Source organism: Lihuaxuella thermophila (genome assembly GCF_900110165.1).
GTDB classification, from domain to species: Bacteria; Bacillota; Bacilli; order Thermoactinomycetales; family Thermoactinomycetaceae; genus Lihuaxuella; species Lihuaxuella thermophila.
This window is the reverse complement of the sequence record NZ_FOCQ01000008.1, coordinates 174475-197164: the sequence shown is the minus strand read 5'-3', so window position 1 is coordinate 197164 and position 22690 is coordinate 174475. Positions and strand designations below refer to the sequence as shown.

The window sequence follows — 22690 nt, the reverse complement described above, 5'->3', positions numbered from 1 at the left end:
ACCTGCAGGAATTTCACCACTCTATACAGACATACTACCAGGGGTGTCAAGATGAATTATCGAGTGATCAAAGAAGATGATCTTTTTCTGTTGACAGATCCCACGGGCAACATCCGGGAAAACGATGAACAGGTGCTTGGCCTCTTTACCAAAGATACCCGTTTTCTGAGCCGGTTTGAGGTGGCTGTAGAGAACCTTGACATCATTCTGTTGTCATCACATGCCGCCGAAAACTACATAGGCACAATCCGCTTAACCAATAAAGAGAAGATTGAAAACGGTGAAGTCAAAGTATGGCGCGAATCGATCGCGATCGATCGAAAACGTTTTATTGCCGACAGGGTTCTCTACGAGACCGTTTCTTTCCGGAATCACAACGCCTATCCGGTTGAATTGGAAGTAGCCGTAAGAGTGGATGCTGACTTCAAGGACATGTTTGAAATCAGGGGTTTTTTCAGGGAACAAAAAGGAACCATTCACCCCGTGGAAACGAAAAAGGATCAGATTCGCCTGTCCTATACAGGGAGCGATGATGTGGACAGAGCCACTGTGATCCGGTTCGCACCGGAACCGCAGAAGATTTCAGGCAAGGAAGCGTATTATTCCATTTCGCTCACGCCATTCGGTACGGCAGAATTTGAACTCTCCATTTTCCCGGAAATCAACGGGCAGGCCGGGGAAGCGAAAGATCGGTCAGCAGCCTTGCACAGACTGGAAGAGTCATACCGGCAGTGGGATGAAGAATGCACTCATGTTGAAACAGACAATGAAACTTTCAATCAGCTCGTGCATCGCTCAAAGAAAGATATCAGGGTGCTGCTGACCGACGTGGGGTACGGACGGTTTCCGGTTGCCGGTCTGCCGATCTATGCAGTGCCATTCGGGCGGGATTCATTGATTGCGGCCCTTCAACTGCTTGCGATTCATCCGGAGATCGCAAAGGGCACGCTCAAAACGATGGCTGCTTATCAGGGAACAAAATCAGACCCGTGGCGGGACGAACAACCCGGTAAAATCATGCACGAAATGCGATACGGGGAACTGTCCAACTCCGGAAAAGTTCCGTTTACACCCTACTATGGAACGATTGATGCCACTCCGCTGTTCCTGGTGCTAGCCGCCGAATACTATCACTGGACCGGTGATGAAGGGTTCATCCGGGAACTTCTCCCGAATATTGAACGGGCTCTGGATTGGATCGATGCTTACGGTGACCAAGATAAAGACGGATACGTGGAGTATTTCCAGGAATCGAGCAAAGGGCTTGCCAACCAAGGATGGAAGGACTCAGCAGATTCGATTGTGCATAAGGACGGTTCCCTAGCAAAGGCGCCGATTGCTCTCGCTGAAGTTCAGGGGTATGTCTATGACGCAAAAATCCGGTTGGCCTCCGTGTATGAGCATCTTGGGCGACCCGATCAAGCGCGTGCTCTCAGAGAGTCCGCCGAGAAATTAAAAGCGCAGTTCGCACGGGATTTCTGGATGAAAGATGAGGAGTTTATTGCGATTGCGCTTGATCATGAGAAAAAACAGGTAGAATCTGTTACTTCCAATCCGGGACATTGTCTCTGGTCAGGCTTGCTGACAGAGGAACAGGCAAAAAAGGTGGCCGAACGTTTACTGGCCCCCGATCTGTTCTCCGGATGGGGAATCCGGACGATGAGTACAACGTCTGCGGGATATAATCCGATGAGCTACCATGACGGTTCCATTTGGCCGCATGACAACTCGCTTTGTGTATTGGGGCTCAAGCGTTACGGGTTCCATGATCACGCGAACCGCGTAATGGAAGGATTAATTGAAGCATCGAAACATTTTGAGTATGACAGATTGCCTGAATTGTTCTGCGGCTATCCGAAAGAAGAAGGCGAACCGGTTCCGTATCCGGTGGCTTGTTCGCCGCAGGCCTGGGCAGCAGGAACGCCGTTGGTGTTTGTGAGAGTGATGCTTGGTTTGACACCGGATGTGCCGGCGGGTACCGTTCGGTTGGCTCCTTCCCTTCCGAAGGGGATCAGCCGGATGGTTGTTAGAAACTTGCGTGTGGGCAACGGGTCACTCGACCTGTTGATTCATAGATATAACGACACACACACGACTTTTAAAGTATTACACAATTCAACCGGTCTGCAAGTGATAACTGGGTAAATCTCAAAAGGAGGCAAGAGGAATGAAGAAAAGAATCAAAGTGTTGTCTGGAATTCTGGCAGCTTCTCTTGTCATGGCGGGGCTTGCCGGCTGTAGCGGGGGTCAGGGATCGACTCAGGCAGGAAACGGGAAAATTACCTTGCGTGTCGGTGGTTGGTCTTCCAGCCCGGAAGAACAGGCAATTCTCGATGCTCAGATTGCCGCGTTTGAAAAGGAAAACCCCAAGATCGACGTGAAATTTGAGCCGGTTGTGGGAGACTATCTGCAAAAATTGCAGCCGATGATTGCATCAAGGACAGAACCCGACATTTTCTATCTGGATGCATCTGTGGCTCCTGAATTTATGGATAAGGGTGTCATTGAACCCATCGATGATTATTTAAAGAAAAATAATGTAAACCTCAGCGACTATGAAGAGTCGGCCATTAAGGCTTTCCAGTGGAAGGGCAAAACCTACGGTCTTCCGAAAGACTACAATACACTTGCATTGTTCTACAACAAGGAAATGCTGGATCAAGCAGGGGTGAAGCCGCCGACAAACTGGTCGGAACTGAAAGATGCGGCCAAGAAGCTGACGAAGGACGGAGTGGTCGGATTCTCCATGTCGGCGGAACTGCCGCGTTATCAACCATTTCTGATGCAGGCGGGCGGTTCTGTCTATGACGGGGAAAAAGCGACGTTTGCAAAACCGGAAAATGCGACTGCTATTGACTTTATATACGGCGATATGATGAAGAAAGAAAACATTGCCGCATATCCCAAAACTCTCGGTAAAGATTGGTCAGGCGACGCGTTTGCGGACGGAAAAGCGGCCATGGTTGTGGAAGGTGCCTGGTTGATCCCGCATCTTGCCAAAAAATCCCCCAATCTGAAATACGGGATTGCGGAATTGCCGGTGAAAGAGGGCGGCAAGCCTGCCAATATGGTTTTCACCGTTGCATATGCACTGTCCAAAAACTCAAAGCACAAAGAGGAAGCTATGAAATTGATGGCGTTCCTGACCGGAAAAGAGGGTCAGAAATTCGTAGTGGAAAAAGGGTTGGCCATGCCGACCATCAAGGAATTGGGCAAAGATTTCACCAGCAAGTATCCCGAGCGGACACCCTTTGTCAAAGCTGTCTCCTACGCTACTCCCTTCCAGTATGGAACGATCGGCGTAAAATTGGTTGATGCCGGAAATAAGGCGGCTGAGGCAGTGTTGCTCGGTTCAAAGCCGGATGCGAAGTCGGCTTTGGAAGAAGCGCAAGGAAAAATGACAAAGTAGACACCGGCTTTTAAAACAAAGATGCTTGTCAGTTTCAGGCTGGCGGGCATCTTTTCCCATGATACAAGAAGGGGGGAAACCGATGCGGTCACGCGGAGACATGATCACCGGATATCTGTTTGTCATGCCTGTTGTGGTTTCGCTGGCAGTATTTCTGATCGGCCCGATTTTTTATGCGTTTTACATCAGTTTTCATGAGTTTTCTTTTTTGGCACCTGATCAAGCAAAATGGATCGGATTGGATAATTATGTCAAGTTGTTTCAGGACCCGCGATTTTTAAAGGCACTCAAAAATACAAGTTTTTATTCGCTCGGTGTGGTTCCCGTCCAGATCTGCATCGCTTTGATGCTTGCTTTGATTGTGGATTCAAAAATTAAAGGGAAAACCTTCTTCCGGGTGGTCTATTTTCTGCCGACGGTCACATCGACCGTTGCCGTGTCTGTGATGTTTATGTACCTGTTCAAAAGCGACGGGATTGTAAACCTGTTTCTGTCCCATTTGGGGCTTCCCACGCATGACTGGTTCGGCAGTATCAAGTTTGCGCTGCCGGCAACGATGATGATGGCGATTTGGACAACCGTCGGGCAGTTTATGGTGATCTATCTGGCAGGGTTGCAAGACATCCCCACCGACCTTTATGAAGCGGCGGAAGTGGATGGTGCCTCTCCCTGGCAGAAGTTCCGGTTCGTCACTTGGCCGATGTTGCGTCCGACCACATTTTTTGTGTTGATTATGTCGATCATCGGGACATTCCAGGTGTTTGACCAGGTGTACGTGATTTCAAAGGGAGAAGGCGGCCCGCAAGACGCAACGTTAACGGTTGTCTTTTACTTATACCGGACCGCATTTAAGGACTTTGACATGGGATACGCATCGGCAATGGCGTTCGTTCTGTTCTTGATAATTCTGGTTTTGACATTCATTCAAAAGAAATTCTTCAAGGAAGAGACGGCCTAGGAGGGGAGTCAGATGTGGAGACGATGGATCAAGATTTTATACTACACTGTTGTGATCGGATATGCCGTATTGACACTCATTCCTTTCCTTTGGTCGCTCTATACCTCTTTGAAAACAACACCCGATCTGGATAAAATGTGGGTGCCCGTCAGTCACCTGACCTTTGAAAATTACCAGTATATCGTAACAAAATTCCCCTTTTTCACCTGGTTTCTGAATTCGGTGTTTATCGCAGTTGCCGTTACACTCGGGAACCTGCTGTTTAACACCCTTTGCGGCTATGCACTCGCTCGAATCCAATTTCCGGGACGAAAATTGCTGTTTTATGTGGTGTTGGGTGTCATGATGGTTCCGGGTCAGGTCGTGATGATTCCGGTCTATATCATGCTTGCCGAGTGGGGATGGATTAACACTTACTGGGGCTTTACCATTCCGTTTCTTACTCAATCGTTCGGCATATTTTTGATGCGTCAGTTCTTCCTCTCGCTGCCGAAAGAACTGGAGGAAGCGGCCACCATTGACGGATTGAGCCGCTGGGGCATTTTCTGGCGGGTGGCGCTCCCGCTTGCCAAACCGGCATTAGCCGCCCAAACGATCTTTATGTTCCTGGGGAATTGGAATTCGTTTATGTGGCCCAGCCTGCTCGCTTCATCCGAAGATATGTACACGCTTCCGGTTGGCCTGAACTCCTTCCACTGGCAGTATGTGGCCTACTGGAACGTTGATTTGGCGGGAACGATGTTTATGACGATTCCGATGTTGATTGTTTTCCTGATATTCCAGAAATGGTTCATCAAAGGAATTGCAACGACCGGCCTGAAGTAATTTTAACTTCTGCCCGATCTGATCGTATGATGGATAAAAAATGACTTGAGACACCATGCAGGGGTCTCAAGTCATTTTCTGTTTTATGATGCTGTGCAGGTGAAAGTTATACCGGGTTGGGTGGAGAAACTGACCTGCAACAGCTAACGGTTATTTATTAATTTGCTCTGTGCAATCCAGGCTTCCCGTTTTCCATGATGAATGATGCCTGCGTGGTGACAGGTGCACCGGGACGGCTCACGTAAGGCAGAACCCGGTAATCCGTTTGCCAGGTCTCGGGGGTAACGAGACAGCGCACGTAGCCTCGTCGGTTACTGTAGAACTTAATGTGCGGATTTTCAGCTAAAATGTGCTGGTTCGTCGCGTCGGATCCATCTCCGCCGGATGAGATCGAAGTACCGACAAATTCCGCACCGATTGTCGGTGAGTTCGGATCTTGAAAATCGGCCTTTATTTCGCTGGCCCAATTCGCATGAACGTCCCCTGTCAAAACGACGAAGTTTGAGATTTTTTTCTCGACAAGGAAACGGAGAATGCGGTCCCGGTTAGCAGGGTAACCATCCCAGGAATCCATGCTGAGCAATTCGCCGTCTCCGATTTTAGAATCTCTGTAGGAGAAGAAAACCTGCTGGGCAAGAACATTCCATCGCGCCTGAGAACGGCCGAGACCATCGAGAAGCCATCTCTCCTGCTCCGAACCAAGGAGCGTCCGGTTGGGATTCATGGACTCCGGACTCGGTGGCTTGGTTCCATCGCCGTTTGCCTGGTCATCCCGATACTGACGGGTATCCAGAACATGGAATTCTGCCAGGTTGCCGTATGCAAAGCGCCTGTAAAGTTGAATGGTCGTACCATGCGGCAAGGAGGAGCGCCGCAAAGGCATATGTTCATAATAAGCCTGATATGCGGCTGCCCGGCGTGCAACAAATGCTTCCGGAGATTGCCCCTTTTCCGGGATTCCTCCTGCATGGTTGTTCTCAACCTCATGGTCATCCATGGTCACAATCCATGGAAAGGCTGCGTGAGCCGCCCGAAGATCTTCATCACTCCGGTACAGCGCATACCGATTGCGGTAATCTTCCAGTGTCATGATTTCCGGACTGTTATGGGAACGAACATTTCCTCCGGGCGCAACATATTCATTGGGTCCGTATTCATAGATATAGTCACCAAGATGAAAGACGAAATCAAGGTCCTCTTCGGCCATCCGACGGTAAGCAGTGTAATAACCATGTTCATATTGTTGGCAGGAAGCAAATGCAAAGGAGAGATTCGAGACATGCGCTCCCCAAGCAGGTAATGTCTTCGTCCGACCGACAGGGCTGAGTTCTGCACCCGTCTTGAAACGATAGAAATATTCCCGGCCCGGTTGCAATCCGTCCACTTCAACATGGACCGAGTGGCCAAGGCTGGCTCTGGCGAACGCCACACCCTGCCGAACGACATTCCGGAAGCTTTCATCGGCAGCGATTTCCCATCTGACGGGTACATCGTGTCGGGTGGGCATACCTCCTCCGTTCAGAGGATCAGGGGCTAAACGAGTCCATAAAACAACTCCGTTGGGCAAAGGATCTCCAGAGGCCACTCCGAGGGTAAAGGGGTAGTCTTTAAACTTAGGAGATGCCTCAACCGTTCCCCCCTCAAGCGAATTGGCGATGGTTAAACCAAGTGACAACAAGGATATCTTACTTGTGGTCCTGAGAAAACTGCGGCGATCCATTTCGTTTGATTGCAACCGGCTCAAAAACTTTTCCCATTCACTGAACAGTTCTTTTTTCAATGTGATTTCCCTCTCTCCCGGAAGATAATTTCATGTCTCTTTCGAATTCAATTAAATTATGAATGATTTCTTTTAGGCATGGTTTAAGCGGGATTTAGGAGTTTATTAAATTACCTGTCAATATGAGATGGGCGGAAAAGTCAATCCCGGGAGAGATCATCATCCAGATCAGGTTAACGAAGAAGCGAAGAGAGCAGAATCATAGGAAACCATTGTAAAGAAAAGAGGTTAAGAGATTCTTCGCAGATATGTTAAAATAAAGATGGATTTATTAATCAAAGTTCATTTATTCTTAATATCATGATCATAAATGATGCGAACATGTTCGAATTTTGTCATCCACTTGAGCGGAGGTGAGGAACGTGGCTTTGCAGATGGGCTTTAACTTAGTGCAGGAACAAAGGCTCAAAATGGTGATGACTCCGGAATTGCGGCAAGCCATCCAAATCTTGCAATACTCCGCTGCCGACTTACTCCATTACATCGAAGAGCAGATGACGGAAAACCCGGTCCTGGAGCTTGAAGAGCATCTGACTCGCCCCAAAGGAGAAGAAGGGACTCCGTCGCAAGAACTGGAACGCTGGGTCAACTATATCAGTAAAAAACCTTCCCATTACAGTTCCGGAAGATATTCGGAGGATAAAGAAAATACGCTCGAGCGTGTGGCGGCAGCTCCGGAATCGTTAACAGATATGCTGGAAGAGCAGTTGCTTGACCATTCTCTTGATCCCGTCGCTAAAAAAGTATGTCTTTATCTGATCGGAAATCTGGATGAAAAAGGATATTTGGACTTTGAAGCCGTAGAAGTATGTAAGCGGTTTCAAATCAGTGAAGAGAAGTTGGAAAGATGTCTGTCTGTTTTGCATTCCATGGATCCGGCGGGAATCGGAGCCAGATCCCTGTCAGAGTGCATTGAAATCCAGTTATTGCGCAAGGAAAAACCCAATCGACTGGCCATTGAAATCGCCAAACGGTTCCTTCCCGAAGTGGCTGACGGCAAACTGCGCAAAATCGCTCATACGTTGGGTGTCGACGTGCTTGAAGTTCAAGCGGCCATCGATGAAATAAAAAAATGCAATCCCCGGCCGGGAGCCGGTTTTGCCGATTCTTCTTCCCGATACGTGTATCCGGATGTGGTTGTGGAAAAAGTAGACGGAGAATATGTGATCATCATGAATGACAGCGATTTTCCCCGTCTCACGATCAACTCCCGCTATCAACAGCTGCTGGCACAAAAAGAGTTGTACGGGGATGAGACATTCTCTTATCTCAAAAACTGGATTCAATCAGCCGTGTGGCTGGTCAAGGGAATTGAACAACGGCGTGATACCATTTATCGTGTGGCGGAAGCCATTGTGGCCAAACAGCAGGAGTTTTTCGAAAAAGGTGTGGATTATCTAAAACCGTTGACACTCAAACAAGTGGCTGAAGAGGTGGGTCTGCACGAATCGACCATCAGCCGGGCGACCCAGCATAAATATATACAAACACCGAGAGGTTTGTTTCCGTTCAAGTTCTTCTTCCCGTCGGGACTGGCTACAGAAACGGGAGCGGACCTTTCTCAAAAAACAGTGAAAAACAAAATCCAGCAGTTAATCGCTGAGGAAGAAAAAGAAAATCCTTTGTCCGACCAAAAAATCTCGGACCAATTGCGCATGGAAGGTATCCGCATTTCCCGCCGGACGGTTGCCAAGTACAGGGAGGAGATGGGAATCCCGTCTTCTGCGGCACGCAAACGATATAAATAGAATAATAGAAGAAAAAAGGGATCGTCTTTCACATATTCTTTGTCAGAGATGATCCTTTTTCGTTTTTTTCAAAGACATATAACATAAGCGACCCCATGAAAATCCCTCTGTTCCTCAACCGGGGCTTCCGGCTGCCGAACATCCGGAGGAAACTGTGTAACCAGTTTATAAAAATTCCTTTAACGGGAGGATTTGCGACTTCGATGATCTAAATTCATATGGAATGAAATAAACCGGTCCGTGATATAAGCGGACCATCATCAAATATTTATCTAACCGGGTGGGTGGCACCGATGTGATGATTCACAGACATCAGGGGTATCCGATTCTGATTGGTCTTCTATGAAATCGATTTCACAGAATCTGCGGTTCCTGAGATCAGGAGCAGCAAACCCTTGAGGGGGAATGGTTGTGAGCAAAGTACGGATTGGTATGATCGGAACGGGTGGAATTTCCCATTGGCATGCACGTCAGCTGACGGAACTGGGCGAAGCGGAGATCGTGGCTATTGCCGATCCCAGCGAGGTTAGCCGGAATCATCTCGTTTCCAAACACGGGTTGCAGCAAGCGAAGCAATTTGCAGACTACAAAAAGATGCTGGAGCAGGAAGAACTGGATGCCGTGGTCATTTGCTCGCCCCATACCTTGCATTTCCAGCAGGTTACGGATGCTCTGAACAAAGGGTTGCATGTGTTGGTGGAGAAGCCGATGACCTGTACATCAGCAGAAGCGGAAAAATTGATAGAAACGGCAGAAAAGGCGGGAAAAGTTTTACAGGTCTCCTATCAGCGGCATTTCCAACCAGATTTCATGTACATTCAGAGCGCCATAGCCCAGGGACTGATCGGGAAGCTCACCTCCATCACTGCTTCCCTGTATCAAAACTGGAAGCAGGCGACGACCGGAACTTGGCGCCAGGTCCCGGATTTGTCCGGTGGCGGGATGTTGATGGATTCCGGCAGTCACATCGTGGATGTGTTGTTGTGGACGACAGGATTGACTCCGGTGGAAGTGCGGACGACGATGCATCAACAGGGAACCCCGGTGGAAATCGACTCATTTACTTCCATCCGCTTTGCGGAAGGCGTGATCGCCGGGCTCAACATCGTCGGTTATGCCCCTCGCTGGCATGAAACTTATGTGTTTTGCGGCGAACAAGGGGGAATCTTCTACGATAACGGCAAAATTACCGTTCATCGTCACGGCGAAGAGCCTGTTGTCCCCCAACTGCCGGAACCGACGACCAATCAGGACAAAAGCTTTATCGACGCCATTCTGGGGCGGCATGAAGTGATGGTTCCCGGTACATTTGCCCTGAAAGTGGTGCAATTGACGGAGCAAATTTACCAGGCAGCCGGATACCGGCCATAGTCTGGGAATACCTGCTGCCGAGCCGCCGGTTCAGCAAGGGAATATCCCATCCATCAAACATAAATTCTTTTATATAAAAGGGTGGAGAAAATGTCAAAAACGATTCGAGTAACGGTGTGGAACGAGTTCAGACACGAAAAAAAGGATGAAGATGTAAAAAGCATATATCCTGAAGGAATTCATATGACAATCGCCAACCACCTGAGCAAAGAGGGGTTCGAAGTAGGAACGGCGACTTTGGATGAACCGGATCACGGTTTAACCGATGAAGTGTTAAACCATACCGATGTCTTGATTTGGTGGGGCCATCTGGCTCATCATGAAGTGCAGGATCAAATCGTGGAGAAAGTTCAACAAAGAGTGTTGGATGGCATGGGCCTGATCGTGCTGCACTCCGCTCACTACTCCAAAATCTTCCGCAAACTGATGGGGACCACCTGCAGCCTCAAATGGAGGGAAGCCGGCGAAAATGAGCGCCTTTGGGTCGTCCAGCCCGGTCACCCCATCACCGAAGGGATCGGAGAGTATATTGATATCGAAAAAGAGGAGATGTACGGTGAATTTTTCGATATCCCTCAGCCCGATGAGCTGATCTTTGTCAGCTGGTTCAAAGGCGGCGAAGTTTTCCGGAGCGGATGCACCTATACCCGCGGCCGCGGCAAAATCTTCTACTTCCGCCCGGGCCATGAAACTTACCCGACTTATCATCATCCCCAAATCCTAAAAGTGATCGCCAACGCCGCGCGCTGGGCAGCTCCGTCAAGAGGTCCGGTCCCGCGGTACGCCAATGTCCAACCGTTGGAGAAGCTGAGGTAAAAAATCTTCGGTCAAAGCTGATAAAAAGGCTTTGACCGTTTTTTTTGCAACTGTATGGGATCTGTGGGTCGATCATACAAATACGAAGACCAACCGCAAGATCCTACTAATAATGAGCAATTTCCTCAAAGGATCGATAGAAAAAAGGAGATATAATAGATAAAAAAGTTCTAATTTAGAGAACAAACCCCAAACAGGCGAAGGGTGTGAGAGGATGAAATTTGCTGCTCAAGAAAATCTGGTTCCAGGCAGCACTTTTGTCGAAAAAGTAAAAAACTTGGCCGCCTATGGTTATGAAGGGATTGAACTGAATGGCCATGGATTGGCGGAGCGGTTGGAAGAAGTAAAATCCGCTTTAACGGACAGCGGCATATCTGCTACCTGTATCTGCGGAGGATTTCGTTTCGGTTTCCTCTTCCCTGACAAGGATGAGCGCGAGCAAGCCAAACAAGAGTTCAAACAGATGCTTGCTTTGGCGGCGGAAACAGGAGCGACAGGCGGGGTGATTCTCGTGCCTATTTTCGGACCCCCGCAGCTGCCGGACATGAGCCCTTGGAAAACGGCGGTGGAAGCGGAAGAAGAGCTGCTGGTTGAACAGTTGCGCGAATTGGCCGAATATGCGGGGCAACAGGGAACCAAAGTTATTTTGGAGCCGCTGAACCGGTATGAGACCCATCTGCTCAACCGATTGGAACAGGCCGTCCACATCTGCAAACGCGTCGATTCTCCTCACATGACCATTTTGGCTGATTTTTTCCATATGAATATCGAAGAAGCCGACATCGCCAAAGCCATTAAAGAAGCAGGTGAGTGGATTGGCTATGTTCATCTGGCTGATTCCAACCGCCTTGTGCCTGGTCTGGGACATACCAACTTTAAAAAAGGTTTTGCGGCCTTAAAAGAAATCGGTTACAAAGGTTGGATGTCTCTGGAATGCGGCGTACCCGGGGATCAAGGTAAGACATTGGCTCAGTCCCTGCAGTTCATGAAATCTCAACTATAGCGAAACAGAGGTGCCGAACATGTTAAATATCGGTTTTGTGGGAGTAGGCGGCATTGCACAAGTGCACTTGCGCAATATTGCCCGGATGGAGGGAGCGCGTGTCGCAGCGGTTTATGATATTAACACAGAACGAGCAAATGAAGTCGCACGGCAGTATGACTGTAAAGCCTATAGCTCTTTGATCGATTTGCTGGATGGGGAAAAGCCGGATGGCGTGTACATCTGTTTGCCGCCATTTGCACACGGCGAAACGGAGTTGGAGATCGTGAAGCGCGGCATTCCGATGTTCATCGAGAAACCTCTGGCTGCAGAACGGGAACCGGCTGACCAGATTCTGCAAGCGGTTGAGGAGAAAAAACTGTTAACTTCTGTCGGTTACCACTGGCGCTACTCCGATGCTTCCGATGCCGCTAAGGCGGCGCTTGCCGGGAGAACGCCCGGAATGGTGATGGGATACTGGCTCGGGGATATGCCGATGGTGGGCTGGTGGCGGCAAATGGACAAGTCTGGCGGACAGATGGTGGAACAGACTACACATATCGTGGATTTGGCCCGCTATTTGCTCGGCGATGTTACAGAAGTGTATGCGGTCTATGGCAACCGGGGCATGAAAGAGATCGTGGAAGGGGTGACCGTACCGGATGTGGGTTCCATCACGCTGAAATTTGCAAGCGGAGCAGTGGGAACTGTTTCCAATTCCTGTTTGCTTGACCAGTATTATACGGTCGGATTAAACATCGTAACCCGCGACCTGGTCCTGGAGGTGCGGCGAAACAGCTTCACCGAACGGAGAAAAGGAGAAGCTCGGACGGTTCAGAATAGTTCCGATCCCTATTATGTTGAAGACGAAGTATTCATAGAAGCGATCCGCACAGGGGATGCGTCCAAGATCCGTTCCGATTATGCGGATGCATACAGGACGCATTTGGTCACTGTAGCAGCCAATGAATCGGCAGTAAGCGGACGTCCGGTCCAGCTATGATCAACACGGGCAGGCTAAAAATGTTCAGTCCTTGATGGGGAAATGCCTCACTCAGGGTGTCTTCAAGATAGCAAAAGGTAAAGGAGCGGATCAGATGGAACCTTGTTTAAATCCCTCATTAACGGTATCGCGCGACTTGAAGCAATATCTTGACATAGCCCAGAGTACAGGTTATTCGTGGGTAGAAGCAGATATCGGCAGCATCCGGAGGTGGGTGGAAGAGACCGGCATTCAGAAAGTGAAAGAAGAGTTTGCAGCCAGGGGTCTCCGGTTAGCCAGCATCGGTCTTCCTGTCAATGTATCCGGGGAGGAGTCCTCGTTTCGTGATGGATTATCCAAGTTGAAAGAATATGCGAAGCTCGCCCTGGCGCTCGATTGTACCCGTTGTTGCACCTGGCTGCAGCCCTCCGTGGATGAATTGCCGGTTCCTTATGCCAGCCGTTTGGCGCGGCGCTTCCGGCTCATTGCGGATGTGCTGGCAGCTTACGGCATCCGGCTGGGACTGGAATTTGTGGGCCCGCATCATCTGCGCAACAAAACTTATCCCTTTGTCTACACGATTGAGGACACCCTGGAGTATATCAGCAGCATCGGCGCTCCCAATATCGGTCTGTTGGTAGACAGTTACCATTGGTATACCACACAAGCTACTGTTGACGATCTCAAACGGATTCCGGCCGGACAAATTGTTTTTGTTCATGTAAACGATTCCAATTGTTCCCCGGCGGAAGCATTGGACCATGAACGGTTGTTGCCCGGTGAAGGTTGTATCGACTTGCCCGGTTTTTTCAAAGGATTGAGCGAAGCCGGCTATCACGGGCCCGTGTCGATCGAAGTCCTGCGAACTCGACCGTTTGTTCAGCCGGAAGCAGAAGTGGCCCTTCAGGCGCGACGAGCCGTGGAGAAACTTCTCATTCCGTGATCAGCCGAGGATGAACGCAAGACGACCGCCGTAGAACCGTTATCAATAAGTGGAACAAAGCCGGGTTCATCTGCGACCATAAAGACAACATGCTCTACGGAAAGAATAGTGTATCGTGAAGGAAGAACGAAGAGAAGAGAGTAGAAAATATAGTGAATCGCCTTTGACCAAAGCGCTAACTAAATGAAAATAGAATAAAAAAGCTCTTACCTTGATGTCATGTACACAAAGTAAGAGCTATTTTGTTAGGGACACGTAACTGAACTTCTCATATTTGATGAACTTTGTGGTCTCTCCCGGACAGTCCCTGTAAATACCGGAATGGCTCTCTGTCCGTTTTACAGGGGGAACTGGTGCGGGAGCGGCCGGGATTTGCTGTAAGTGAGCCGAAATTCTTTGGGCGTTAGTTTTTCGTAGCGCTTAAAGACTTTCCCAAAGTAGCTTTGGTCGGAAAAGCCGACTTTTTCAGCAATTTCACTGATGGTGAGCTGCGTTTCGACCAGTAGTTGTTTGGCTTGGGTCAACCGGAATTTGAGCAGGTATTCCATGACGGAATATCCGGTTGATTGCTTGAACAACCGGGAAAAATGAAAAGGGCTGAGCAAAGCTTTTTGTGCGATTTCGTTCAGCTTTAACGGCTCGTGAAAGTGATGTTCCATGTAGTAGATGGCCCGCCGGATCGCATCCGGGTATTGGGGAACATCCAGCCCGGGTTGTGTGACGCCGCTCTCCATGCGCGTGACGATCATCTCGGTTAAAATGCAGTTAATCAGTGCTGAAGCCCGGGGCTCCATGCCGATGGGGCGATGGCCAAACAGGTGGTATAGCCGGCGAAAATAAGCTTCTACTTGAACGGGATGGGAGACGTGATAGACCGGGGATGAGCGTCCTTCCAGCAGTTGGTAATAAGCAGCCGACTGCGGGCCGCCAAAATGAACCCACAGCACTTCCCACGGATCGTCCGGATCAGCAAAGTAACGGTGTTCCTGATTGAGATCGAGAAAAAAGAGTTCACGAGGTCCAACGCGATAGGAACGCCCTTGCCACACAACCGTACCGCTCCCTCTGACTACATACTTGATTTGGTAATCGTAGAAGGATTTTCGCTTGACATCATAATCAGGAGTACAGGAAAACCATCCGACTGAATGAACGTGAAACCAGACTTTTTTGGCCGTTTCGCTCGCTGAATGGGAGTATGTACGGTAGAAATAGGGTTGTTGGGACATCCTGATCACCTGACAGCTTGCTTTCATTCTCTTCTGATTGTATCAAATAAAGTGTAAAAGGGGGATAAGGACAGCTGGATGCTCTAAAGAGATAATTGCCGGAATTTGAAGCCAAATGGAGCAAATTGAAGCTATTTCGCGGACAGCTCGTCGGAGCTCTGGCAGGCAGGTGTGATGTGAAAAACAAAAGCGGGGATCCAAGATGATTGAGTTTAAATATATGTGCAAAAGCACTGGCGCTCAGAATTTTCTCTTTCATTCCCATGATGCGTACGAAATTTACTATTTTCATTCCGGTGTATGTACCTACTTAATCTCAGACCGTGTCTACAGGCTGGCTCCGGGTGATTTAATCATTATGCACGGCATGACCTTGCACCGGGCCAATCCTGACCCGGCCGTGGAGTATTGCCGCTCCCTGATTCATTTTGATCCGCGGTTCGTAAGGAGGTTTTTCAACCCACCGGATATGGTCGATTTACTGCTCCCGTTCCACCGGTTGAAGAATTACCGTTTCCGGCTGGGGGGGAAGAGCAGACAGCAGGAGGTTGAATGGTTGTTGGCGGACATGTCCCGTTATTATACGGTTCAACAACCTCTTGCCAAACAACGTTTTTTGCTTTTGTTTTTGCAACTGCTGATCGAAATTTATGAAGAGTACCAGATGACAGATCATGCCGCTGAATCGCCGACAGAAAAAGAGTTAATCGTTCAGCGGGTCATTTCCTATATAGAAAAGCATTATGCGGAAGAAATCAGCTTGGAACGAATTGCCGATGAACTATTCTTAAGCAAGTATTATCTGTCGCATACGTTCAAGGATGTAACCGGTGTGACCATCATGAGTTACGTGATGAACCGGAGGATCAACCAGGCAAAAATTTGCTTTCTGATCGACCCTGATCTCAGTGTGACCGAAGCCGGCTACCGTGTTGGTTTTAAACATCTGTCTCATTTCAGCAGGGTTTTTAAGGAAAAAGTAGGGATGACCCCGGAGCAGTACCGCAAGTGGGTTCGCTGCCGTGCCGGGATCGATATGCCGTTGTGAAAGAATGCGCATTATTGCCGCTCCCTCTTCTTCCTGCATCCGTGGAAGAATGCATCATGACGGCCATTGGAGTCCTTTCAGGAAAACGGTTTGACATAGGTGAAGCGGTGATTTCCGAAAAAGCATGGAACGCTTTAGAATACAGTGATCTGACGCGCTCAAGCAACACGCTGAAGGAGATGGGGGAGAATTCAGTCTGGAGCAGAAATCGCAAAATGACCCGCCAGCACAGCCATCTCTAGCCGTGAGCGGAACGTTTGATTCCTGCAAATTTATTTCCTTTGCGATTCAGCGCGATCGAGTCAACGGCAAATTCGGCCAGCACCCCGAGCGAAAGAGCGAGTGCCCCGATCATTCCGTTCCATTCGGGTTGCCAGAGGGCCAGCGAGAATGCGCTAACTAAAACTACGGTAAAGTTGGCCAACTGTGAATAAGCCATGATCCGGGTCAAACCGTTGAGCATGAGCAAACCGTTGCAGAAGTCGAGCCAGGGGAAAACCAAAGCGAACAAGATGTAGATGCGTAGTATCAACAAGCTTTGCGAATGGAGTTCCCCGGACAGCCCCATGATGGTCGTCAAAAACCAAGGTCCGACCGGCGTAAAGCTGACTGCGGCAAGGAGCAGTGCTGGCAGCAGGCTGATCATCGCTGTGAAACGAATGACGTCCCGGGGATGCTGTTTGTAGAAATTCAGCACTGTTTGATGTCCGTAGGTGAAAAAGCTGAGTACCATATTGCTCACATTGGATGCTATCGCAAAGGAAGCCAGTGCTGACACAGCCTCATCGGTCCAGCCGAGAAAGGCATGAATGATCGGTGAAATAAGCACGGCGATGATAGATGCAAAGATGAGCGGACGATAAAAGGTGAAGATCGGCCGGACGCTGTGCACGGGGTGATCCGGAATCTCTTCCGGCATTGCCTTGCGCAAACGGAAACCTTCCCAAACGGCTACGGAACACTCAATGAACATCCCAATAAGAAAAATAATCGCACCCACCCGTCCGTCATGAACATGTTCGGTGGCGATGAAGAACAGAGCCACCATCCCCATGACGATCAGGCGGATGACCATTCCTACTGTCAGCCATTTGGTGAGCCGGTTGTAGATGATAATTCCGTGAAACAAACATCTGAGTCCCGAGAAGATGGTGACAAACATGAGAATCTGGTAGATGGCAGTCGTTTGGTTGACCAGGGCTTCCTCAGCCCCGAATCCGTAGCGGAAGATCCACTCCGACAGCGGCGAGTAGGCGATCAAAAGAGAGAGCAGAAAGATGGCCGCTAAAGTGTAAGCCGTCACTTTGGACATCGCGGCAAACGAGATACGATCGCGCACCAGGGCGGAGCAGGTTTGCCTGAGCAGGACAACCGGCTTTTCGAACAGTCCGAATAAACTCATAGCCACCGCGTAGCTGGCGATCGTGGCCTCAGGATAAGGGGAACGGGCCAGCGTGGCGTTGATGAGAATATGGGAGAGGTTGACGAGCAAGGAGCTGAACCCCAGTGGAAGAAAAAAGAAAGCCAGCTCCTTGAAAGAAATGGACCGGTAGTTGGAAAACAGCACCTGCTTTAACATCAGGTTCACGGATGACACCTCTTTGACACCATCATTTATTCTCCATTCATTTTTACAATGTTAAGAGGGTTCCGTCTGAATGTAAATCTTAAGAAAGCGATTTCAACAATGTCAGTAAAATGTTCAATCAAATGGGGCAATAGAAGTAAAAAACGATCACCATCAGGTGATAAAAATGTCGGTGCGGCAGGAGCGAACATCGCCGGGCAGTGTATAAAGGCTGGCCTTCTTGACGAAATACAGATTCATCTGGTGCCCGTACTGCTCGGTAATGGTGTACGATTGTTCAAGCATTTGGGCACTGATCAAATTAAAATAGAGAAAACTAAGCTGATCGAGGCTCCTGGTGTCACTCATCTTAGATTCCGTGTTGTAAAGTAAAATACCTAATGCATTCAACACAGACGGGGAAGGGTTATTCTTTCGAAAGAGTGATGAAGTCTTTTGAAAGGAATCGGCTGTGAACCCGTTTCTAGTTAAATTAAGAAAAGACCTGCTTCGTTTAATTAAGCAGGTCTTTTTAAGCAATGAAACTTATCCCTCGTATTTTACCAGGTCCTTTTCCTCGCATTCCTTCGAACAATAGCCCTGGTATTTCTCTTCGCACTCCGGGCAGCAGATGTGCTGCTTATGACACATGTCATATTCACAGTTGATATATCTGTCTTCCGGCTTTCCGCAATGATAGCATTTGCCAACGACAACATCTTCCTCCTGGTTGATGGGAACGGAAATGCGCTCATCGAAGACATAGCATTTACCATAGAAGAGTTTCCCCTTGACTTCAGGGTCTTTCGCATAGGTTACGATCCCGCCGTCAAGCTGGGCCACATCTTTAAATCCTTCTTTCAGCATAAAGGCAGTCAGCTTTTCACAGCGGATCCCGCCGGTACAATAGGTGATGATTTTTTTGTCTTTGTATTGGCTTAAGTTTTTGCGAATCCATTCAGGAAATTCACGGGTAGTTTTAACATCGGGACGAATCGCATTGCGGAAATGGCCAATATCATATTCGTAATCATTGCGTCCGTCGACGACGATCACATCATCCCGCTGCAAGAGCTCGTAAAACTCCTTGGGAGAGAGGCGTTTCCCGGTAGTTTCAGAGGGATTTACGTCCTCTTCCAATCTCCACGTTACCAGCTCTTTTTTCGGACGGACAAAAAGCTTTTTAAAAGCGTGTTTGTGGTATTCATCGACTTTGAAAGTCATGTCATGAAACAACGGGTGTTGATGCATATAATCCATATATTTTTGTGTTTGTTCTACTGTCCCGGAGATCGTCCCATTGACTCCTTCATGCGAGACCAGAATACGGCCTTTCACTCCTAATTCTTGGCAAAAGGCACGGTGTTCATCTGCAAAGGCGACAGGATTTTCAATCGGAACATATTTATAATATAAAAGAATTCGATACTGATTTTCTGTTGCGACCATATCTGATCCACTCACTTCCTATGATAAAAAAAGTGCTTGCACTCACTATAGTATACATAACTTTGCCCATAACTCAAATGCCATCTCCTGTGTTTTTGATTTGGAAGGGAGGACCCGATTGCGATGGATTATATGCGGAAGAAAAGCCAGGTTCCAGAAATCATCCGACTATGTATTTCCGGTTTGATGCGACGTTGCTGGTCTTTTGAAGGAAGTGTAATTTAAACACAAGCATTTTCATTCGGGAAGGATTGATAATCAATTTTTTTATCGTGCGTCACTGCCAAGCAAAAGTAGTATTGTAATTATAACTATTCCTACAGATATGTTTTATATAAAAACAAGTTTGTGATACAAACAAAGCTTAAACAATTAAAAACAACATTATAACAGAAGGAAGTCTTACCGGCTTTTTAAAGATTAGTCAAAAAGAACACTTATTGCCTAGAATTCATGATGAAGTGTCATGTCATCGGCCACTTCAAAATACTTTTGCTTGGTGTCGATATGCTTTTTGATCAAGTCCAGTGCTTTGGTAATGGGGTAGAGCTAGCGAAGCTCGAATTCGGTGCCATCTGCTTATACAGCTTCTGTGAGCCTATATTTTTCAATCGAGGCATCAACTTAAAGCCAAGTAGATGACAGAGGGCAAAGCCGACTTCACTTTGACATGTGTGGTTAGTGGAAGGATTTTAATTGAATAAATTATTTGAAAACGCATAGAAATAAGTTTATAATGGTACTATAATGATACACGGAGATATTTGAAAGGGGAATTAAAATTTATGCCAGCTAACTTGTAATGGTTTAAATAATCAAATAGCGCCTGATCCAATTTGATTTTTCAACAGTTGACCAAGGGATTAGTGCGCCTATTTATAACCATTACAAGGAACGCGGGTATCAAGTTGTTATAAACGAAACCATGCGGAAAACCTTAGGGTTATTCCGCATTTTTTTTGGAAAAGTTCATATCTCCTTTAACACGAGATTGCGCTGCGTTCTTTTGCCTAAGAGGTGAAAACAAGTGACTGTGCTGAATATTCATTGGAGATTTGATCTGGAAACGGAGGAATCGGTCACCAGATATTGCCCGCAATGCGGACGAAAGGTTTCTTTTGTGGACTCTTCTAAACGCAGACATAATGCCAACGGAAAAAACATCTATCAATTTGCCATTTATAAATGCGCAAATGATCACACTTGGAACAAGAAATTGGATATCTACAAAGCCAAGCCGGTTTTGACAGTCAATGACACAGAAAAAGAACTTTGCCCAGAATCAGTGGAAGACCCAACGATCTCCATTGGGGAACTATCGAAACAAGGAATTCACACCCTATGCATTTGCATCCAATCGGTAGCAAGCCCCTTGAGATTGGATCGAGCGCTTTCGACCAAAATTAAGGATGTGAGCCGAACCCAAATCCAAAAACTGATTAAGCAAGGAAACATCCAGGTGAACTCTCAAACAGTGGCGGCAAAGTATTTGCTTTGTGAAAAGGACTATATCCATTTTCACCTGCGGGATATGAGTTGTTTGTGACCAAAAGCCATTTTGCTACCCCACTTGCTTAAAGTGGGGTAGAAGGAGCATCCGGCAAATTCGGTTCCACCAATCCATTAAATGGAAAAATGACTTGAGAACCAAGGGATCTCAAGTCATTCGTATTTATATGGGAAACTCAGGGATGACACGTTCATACTCATACGGACGACGTACGAACTCACCACCGCCATCTACTGTTGGTAAAACTCGAAAACGAGCAACAACAACATGCTGACAACCAAGCCATTGATGACTCCGATCATCGCAATTGCGGCTGCCAACAGGCCATGATCCCGCCAACTCGTCTTGATGGGACGCTTCCTCATGCAAATGATCACCAAGGAGACGCCAAGTCCCGCTAGGAAACCGGAGGCGATCACCACCATGACGTATAAATGGAATCAGTGTTTCTTCGTTTTTAATCATTATTTCCGTAATATCTTCTCCATTCGGACACCGCAGACCACACCTTTGATCAAAGCCCGCGAAGGATTCAGTTGTGGAGCTTCCGCAAAGAAGGTCTCAAAGTCTGTCTGTTTTTCCAGGTGCGCTTCTAACTCTTCCTGGCTATATCCTGTCAACCAACGGATGATTTCGTTGACTTCTGCTTTCGTACGTCCTTTTTTCTCCGCCTTCGTAACATAATGGGGATAGACACTTGCGACACTCATTTTATAGATCCGATGTTTGATCATGATACATCCTCGCTCATACGGTTTTATTTATTATAGCAAGAAAATAGTCGGGCTCAAACGAAGTAACCGTTTGTATTTGTCAAGATTCCCTCGGCATGGTTATATGATAGCCAACATTTCTTTCATCGAAATTTTTTGTTGAGAGCGATGTTAACGCTTTTTCTTTCTCTTCAGGAATATCGACGACTGAACACTCGACTTTGACGTTCCCTTCTTCCACAAGAATTTTAAATCGCTGGTGTCCGCCAACCAAGATCTTGTGATATGCTAAAAATAACTTCCGATAATAGAACCTTATCGGAATTAATTTCAGGGGTGAGTCCTATGTCAAAGATCGAGATTGTGAAAAATTCACATACACTCCCAGTGATTCAATCGGAATTGTCGGAAGATGCAAAGGAGTTTATTCAGAGTAGTCAGTCAGAAAATACTCGCCGCGCGTATCGTTTCGATTTACGAGATTTCGATAATTATCTCAAGGAAAGGGGAATCCGTGGTATCCAGGTAACGGGTACAGTGATCGCCAACTATCTTTCCTATCTGGCTAAGCGTGGTTTTAAGGTATCCACCATCCAGCGCCGGCTCGTTGCCATTCGTGCGTTATATGATCGTTATGGCTCCCGGTTGATTGAAGAAGCCAAGCAAAGGGGAGAACATTTCGAGTATCACAACCCCGCCAATTCGTTGGTTGTAAGAGAAACAATGAAAGGGATTAGCCGGACATTGGGAGTTGCTCCCAAGCAAAAGAGAGCGGCCACGAAAGAGATCGTGGAATCCTTGTTCAAAGAGATGGGGCAAGAGTTGAAAGACATTCGTGATCAGGCGATTATCTCTCTTGGTTTCTCCGGCGCTTTCCGCCGATCTGAACTGGTTGCGTTAAATGCGGAAGACATCAAGGATGATACAGACGGGATCTGGGTTCACCTGAAGCGATCGAAAACGGACCAGGAAGGAAGAGGGATGGATAAGTTTATCTACTATGGAGAGAAAGCATCCACTTGTCCTGTCCGGCTGCTGAAACGCTGGTTGAAGGAAGCGAAGATCACAGAAGGAGCCGTGTTCCGCCGTTTCTATCGTGGTGGAAAAATCGGCGGACGAATCAGTGATAAGACGGTTGCAGAAATCCTGAAGAAAGCGGCTGAGAACGCAGGGTTTGACAAAGATGAATTTGCCGGCCATTCTCTCCGGCGTGGATTTATCACGACAGCGGCCAAAATGGGAATTGAGGAACGGGTGATCATGCGTCACACGGGACACAAGAGCATTCAAATCATGCGTAGATACATTGAGGAAGCGGACGTGAAGAAGAACAATCCGACCAAGGGGCTATGGTGAAATA

At 47.9% G+C, this 22690-nt stretch carries 20 protein-coding genes and 2 pseudogenes; 15 read left to right on the top strand and 7 right to left on the bottom strand.

Annotated elements, in window-relative coordinates; genetic code table 11:
- Window positions 1-51: 51 nt before the first annotated feature.
- The 4 genes from BMW55_RS10990 to BMW55_RS10975 all read left to right on the top strand — a co-directional run bounded on the left by BMW55_RS10990 (window position 52) and on the right by BMW55_RS10975 (window position 5192).
- A complete protein-coding gene (locus tag BMW55_RS10990) occupies window positions 52-2145 on the top strand; it encodes an amylo-alpha-1,6-glucosidase (protein ID WP_089968883.1) in 2094 nt (697 codons plus the stop codon).
- A gap of 22 nt (window positions 2146-2167) precedes the next feature.
- The gene (locus tag BMW55_RS10985) at window positions 2168-3409 is read left to right on the top strand and encodes an ABC transporter substrate-binding protein (protein WP_089968879.1); all 1242 of its coding nucleotides are present in this window, start codon (window positions 2168-2170) and stop codon (window positions 3407-3409) included.
- A gap of 82 nt (window positions 3410-3491) precedes the next feature.
- A complete protein-coding gene (locus tag BMW55_RS10980; protein WP_089968875.1) occupies window positions 3492-4367 on the top strand; it encodes a carbohydrate ABC transporter permease in 876 nt (291 codons plus the stop codon).
- 12 nt (window positions 4368-4379) lie between these two features.
- Complete coding sequence (locus BMW55_RS10975; protein WP_089968870.1) at window positions 4380-5192, top strand: carbohydrate ABC transporter permease; 813 nt, start codon at window positions 4380-4382, stop codon at window positions 5190-5192.
- 157 nt (window positions 5193-5349) lie between these two features.
- On the opposite strand, the gene BMW55_RS10970 is transcribed toward BMW55_RS10975, so the two are convergent.
- Window positions 5350-6912, bottom strand: coding sequence for an alkaline phosphatase D family protein (locus BMW55_RS10970; RefSeq protein WP_089969035.1), 1563 nt, complete (start codon window positions 6910-6912; stop codon window positions 5350-5352).
- 422 nt (window positions 6913-7334) lie between these two features.
- Here BMW55_RS10970 and rpoN point away from each other — a divergent pair, with 422 nt between their 5' ends.
- From rpoN to BMW55_RS10940, 6 genes are all read left to right on the top strand, one after another.
- Entirely contained in the window at window positions 7335-8720 is a 1386-nt protein-coding gene (gene rpoN, locus BMW55_RS10965) for an RNA polymerase factor sigma-54 (RefSeq protein ID WP_089968866.1), read from the top strand.
- A gap of 405 nt (window positions 8721-9125) precedes the next feature.
- The gene (locus tag BMW55_RS10960) at window positions 9126-10091 is read left to right on the top strand and encodes a Gfo/Idh/MocA family protein (RefSeq protein ID WP_244527538.1); all 966 of its coding nucleotides are present in this window, start codon (window positions 9126-9128) and stop codon (window positions 10089-10091) included.
- A 90-nt stretch (window positions 10092-10181) separates the two neighbouring features.
- Window positions 10182-10907 carry a ThuA domain-containing protein gene (locus BMW55_RS10955; RefSeq protein WP_089968858.1) on the top strand — a complete coding sequence of 242 codons (726 nt, stop codon included), beginning with the start codon at window positions 10182-10184 and terminating at the stop codon, window positions 10905-10907.
- 214 nt (window positions 10908-11121) lie between these two features.
- Window positions 11122-11910 (top strand): sugar phosphate isomerase/epimerase family protein, encoded by a 789-nt coding sequence (locus tag BMW55_RS10950; RefSeq protein ID WP_089968854.1) that lies wholly within the window; start codon window positions 11122-11124, stop codon window positions 11908-11910.
- A gap of 19 nt (window positions 11911-11929) precedes the next feature.
- Window positions 11930-12892: a Gfo/Idh/MocA family protein gene (locus tag BMW55_RS10945; RefSeq protein WP_089968849.1), complete on the top strand. Its 963-nt coding sequence runs from the start codon at window positions 11930-11932 to the stop codon at window positions 12890-12892.
- A 94-nt stretch (window positions 12893-12986) separates the two neighbouring features.
- Window positions 12987-13814, top strand: a complete 828-nt coding sequence (locus tag BMW55_RS10940) for a sugar phosphate isomerase/epimerase family protein (RefSeq protein ID WP_170839877.1) — start codon at window positions 12987-12989, stop codon at window positions 13812-13814.
- 338 nt (window positions 13815-14152) lie between these two features.
- On the opposite strand, the gene BMW55_RS10935 is transcribed toward BMW55_RS10940, so the two are convergent.
- Window positions 14153-15043 (bottom strand): AraC family transcriptional regulator, encoded by an 891-nt coding sequence (locus tag BMW55_RS10935; protein ID WP_170839876.1) that lies wholly within the window; start codon window positions 15041-15043, stop codon window positions 14153-14155.
- Between the two features lie 202 nt (window positions 15044-15245).
- Here BMW55_RS10935 and BMW55_RS10930 point away from each other — a divergent pair, with 202 nt between their 5' ends.
- Both BMW55_RS10930 and BMW55_RS10925 read left to right on the top strand, forming a co-directional pair.
- On the top strand, window positions 15246-16091 hold the full coding sequence (locus BMW55_RS10930; RefSeq protein ID WP_244527537.1) for a helix-turn-helix transcriptional regulator: 846 nt from the start codon (window positions 15246-15248) through the stop codon (window positions 16089-16091).
- A complete protein-coding gene (locus BMW55_RS10925) occupies window positions 16052-16333 on the top strand; it encodes a hypothetical protein (protein ID WP_139179487.1) in 282 nt (93 codons plus the stop codon). Before BMW55_RS10930 ends, BMW55_RS10925 begins: the two co-directional genes overlap by 40 nt.
- Here BMW55_RS10925 and BMW55_RS10920 read toward each other — a convergent pair.
- Window positions 16330-17670 (bottom strand): multi antimicrobial extrusion protein MatE, encoded by a 1341-nt coding sequence (locus BMW55_RS10920; RefSeq protein WP_089969026.1) that lies wholly within the window; start codon window positions 17668-17670, stop codon window positions 16330-16332. The genes BMW55_RS10925 and BMW55_RS10920 overlap by 4 nt on opposite strands.
- Window positions 17671-17727: 57 nt before the next feature.
- Here BMW55_RS10920 and BMW55_RS19955 point away from each other — a divergent pair, with 57 nt between their 5' ends.
- Window positions 17728-18051 (top strand): dihydrofolate reductase family protein, encoded by a 324-nt coding sequence (locus BMW55_RS19955; protein ID WP_089968830.1) that lies wholly within the window; start codon window positions 17728-17730, stop codon window positions 18049-18051.
- 153 nt (window positions 18052-18204) lie between these two features.
- Here the strand turns inward: BMW55_RS19955 and trhO are convergent, their stop codons facing one another.
- Both trhO and BMW55_RS19715 read right to left on the bottom strand, forming a co-directional pair.
- On the bottom strand, window positions 18205-19107 hold the full coding sequence (gene trhO / locus BMW55_RS10910) for an oxygen-dependent tRNA uridine(34) hydroxylase TrhO (protein ID WP_089968827.1): 903 nt from the start codon (window positions 19105-19107) through the stop codon (window positions 18205-18207).
- Window positions 19108-19667: 560 nt separating this feature from the next.
- Window positions 19668-19775 (bottom strand): annotated as a pseudogene (locus BMW55_RS19715) (Tn3 family transposase); the annotation flags it as partial.
- 359 nt (window positions 19776-20134) lie between these two features.
- On the opposite strand from BMW55_RS19715, the gene BMW55_RS10900 reads away from it, so the two are divergent.
- The gene (locus tag BMW55_RS10900; RefSeq protein ID WP_089968820.1) at window positions 20135-20653 is read left to right on the top strand and encodes a S4 domain-containing protein; all 519 of its coding nucleotides are present in this window, start codon (window positions 20135-20137) and stop codon (window positions 20651-20653) included.
- A gap of 194 nt (window positions 20654-20847) precedes the next feature.
- On the opposite strand, the gene BMW55_RS19830 is transcribed toward BMW55_RS10900, so the two are convergent.
- Together BMW55_RS19830 and BMW55_RS10895 are read right to left on the bottom strand one after the other, a co-directional pair.
- A complete protein-coding gene (locus BMW55_RS19830) occupies window positions 20848-20982 on the bottom strand; it encodes a hypothetical protein (protein WP_280139769.1) in 135 nt (44 codons plus the stop codon).
- A gap of 111 nt (window positions 20983-21093) precedes the next feature.
- Window positions 21094-21351 (bottom strand): annotated as a pseudogene (locus tag BMW55_RS10895) (DUF2200 domain-containing protein); the annotation flags it as partial.
- Window positions 21352-21675: 324 nt separating this feature from the next.
- Here BMW55_RS10895 and BMW55_RS10890 point away from each other — a divergent pair.
- Window positions 21676-22686 (top strand): site-specific integrase, encoded by a 1011-nt coding sequence (locus BMW55_RS10890; protein WP_170839874.1) that lies wholly within the window; start codon window positions 21676-21678, stop codon window positions 22684-22686.
- Window positions 22687-22690: the final 4 nt, after the last annotated feature.

Bases quoted from the DNA above. Each gene is read 5' to 3' on its own strand.
- BMW55_RS10990 (WP_089968883.1), top strand. From the start codon at position 52: ATGAATTATCGAGTGATCAAAGAAGATGATCTTTTTCTGTTGACAGAT.
- BMW55_RS10985 (WP_089968879.1), top strand. From the start codon at position 2,168: ATGAAGAAAAGAATCAAAGTGTTGTCTGGAATTCTGGCAGCTTCTCTT.
- BMW55_RS10980 (WP_089968875.1), top strand. From the start codon at position 3,492: ATGCGGTCACGCGGAGACATGATCACCGGATATCTGTTTGTCATGCCT.
- BMW55_RS10975 (WP_089968870.1), top strand. From the start codon at position 4,380: ATGTGGAGACGATGGATCAAGATTTTATACTACACTGTTGTGATCGGA.
- BMW55_RS10970 (WP_089969035.1), bottom strand. From the start codon at position 6,912: ATGGATCGCCGCAGTTTTCTCAGGACCACAAGTAAGATATCCTTGTTG.
- BMW55_RS10960 (WP_244527538.1), top strand. From the start codon at position 9,126: ATGGTTGTGAGCAAAGTACGGATTGGTATGATCGGAACGGGTGGAATT.
- BMW55_RS10955 (WP_089968858.1), top strand. From the start codon at position 10,182: ATGTCAAAAACGATTCGAGTAACGGTGTGGAACGAGTTCAGACACGAA.
- BMW55_RS10950 (WP_089968854.1), top strand. From the start codon at position 11,122: ATGAAATTTGCTGCTCAAGAAAATCTGGTTCCAGGCAGCACTTTTGTC.
- BMW55_RS10945 (WP_089968849.1), top strand. From the start codon at position 11,930: ATGTTAAATATCGGTTTTGTGGGAGTAGGCGGCATTGCACAAGTGCAC.
- BMW55_RS10940 (WP_170839877.1), top strand. From the start codon at position 12,987: ATGGAACCTTGTTTAAATCCCTCATTAACGGTATCGCGCGACTTGAAG.
- BMW55_RS10935 (WP_170839876.1), bottom strand. From the start codon at position 15,043: ATGTCCCAACAACCCTATTTCTACCGTACATACTCCCATTCAGCGAGC.
- BMW55_RS10930 (WP_244527537.1), top strand. From the start codon at position 15,246: ATGATTGAGTTTAAATATATGTGCAAAAGCACTGGCGCTCAGAATTTT.
- BMW55_RS10920 (WP_089969026.1), bottom strand. From the start codon at position 17,670: ATGTTAAAGCAGGTGCTGTTTTCCAACTACCGGTCCATTTCTTTCAAG.
- BMW55_RS19955 (WP_089968830.1), top strand. From the start codon at position 17,728: ATGTTAAGAGGGTTCCGTCTGAATGTAAATCTTAAGAAAGCGATTTCA.
- trhO (WP_089968827.1), bottom strand. From the start codon at position 19,107: ATGGTCGCAACAGAAAATCAGTATCGAATTCTTTTATATTATAAATAT.
- BMW55_RS19830 (WP_280139769.1), bottom strand. From the start codon at position 20,982: ATGAGGAAGCGTCCCATCAAGACGAGTTGGCGGGATCATGGCCTGTTG.
- BMW55_RS10890 (WP_170839874.1), top strand. From the start codon at position 21,676: ATGTCAAAGATCGAGATTGTGAAAAATTCACATACACTCCCAGTGATT.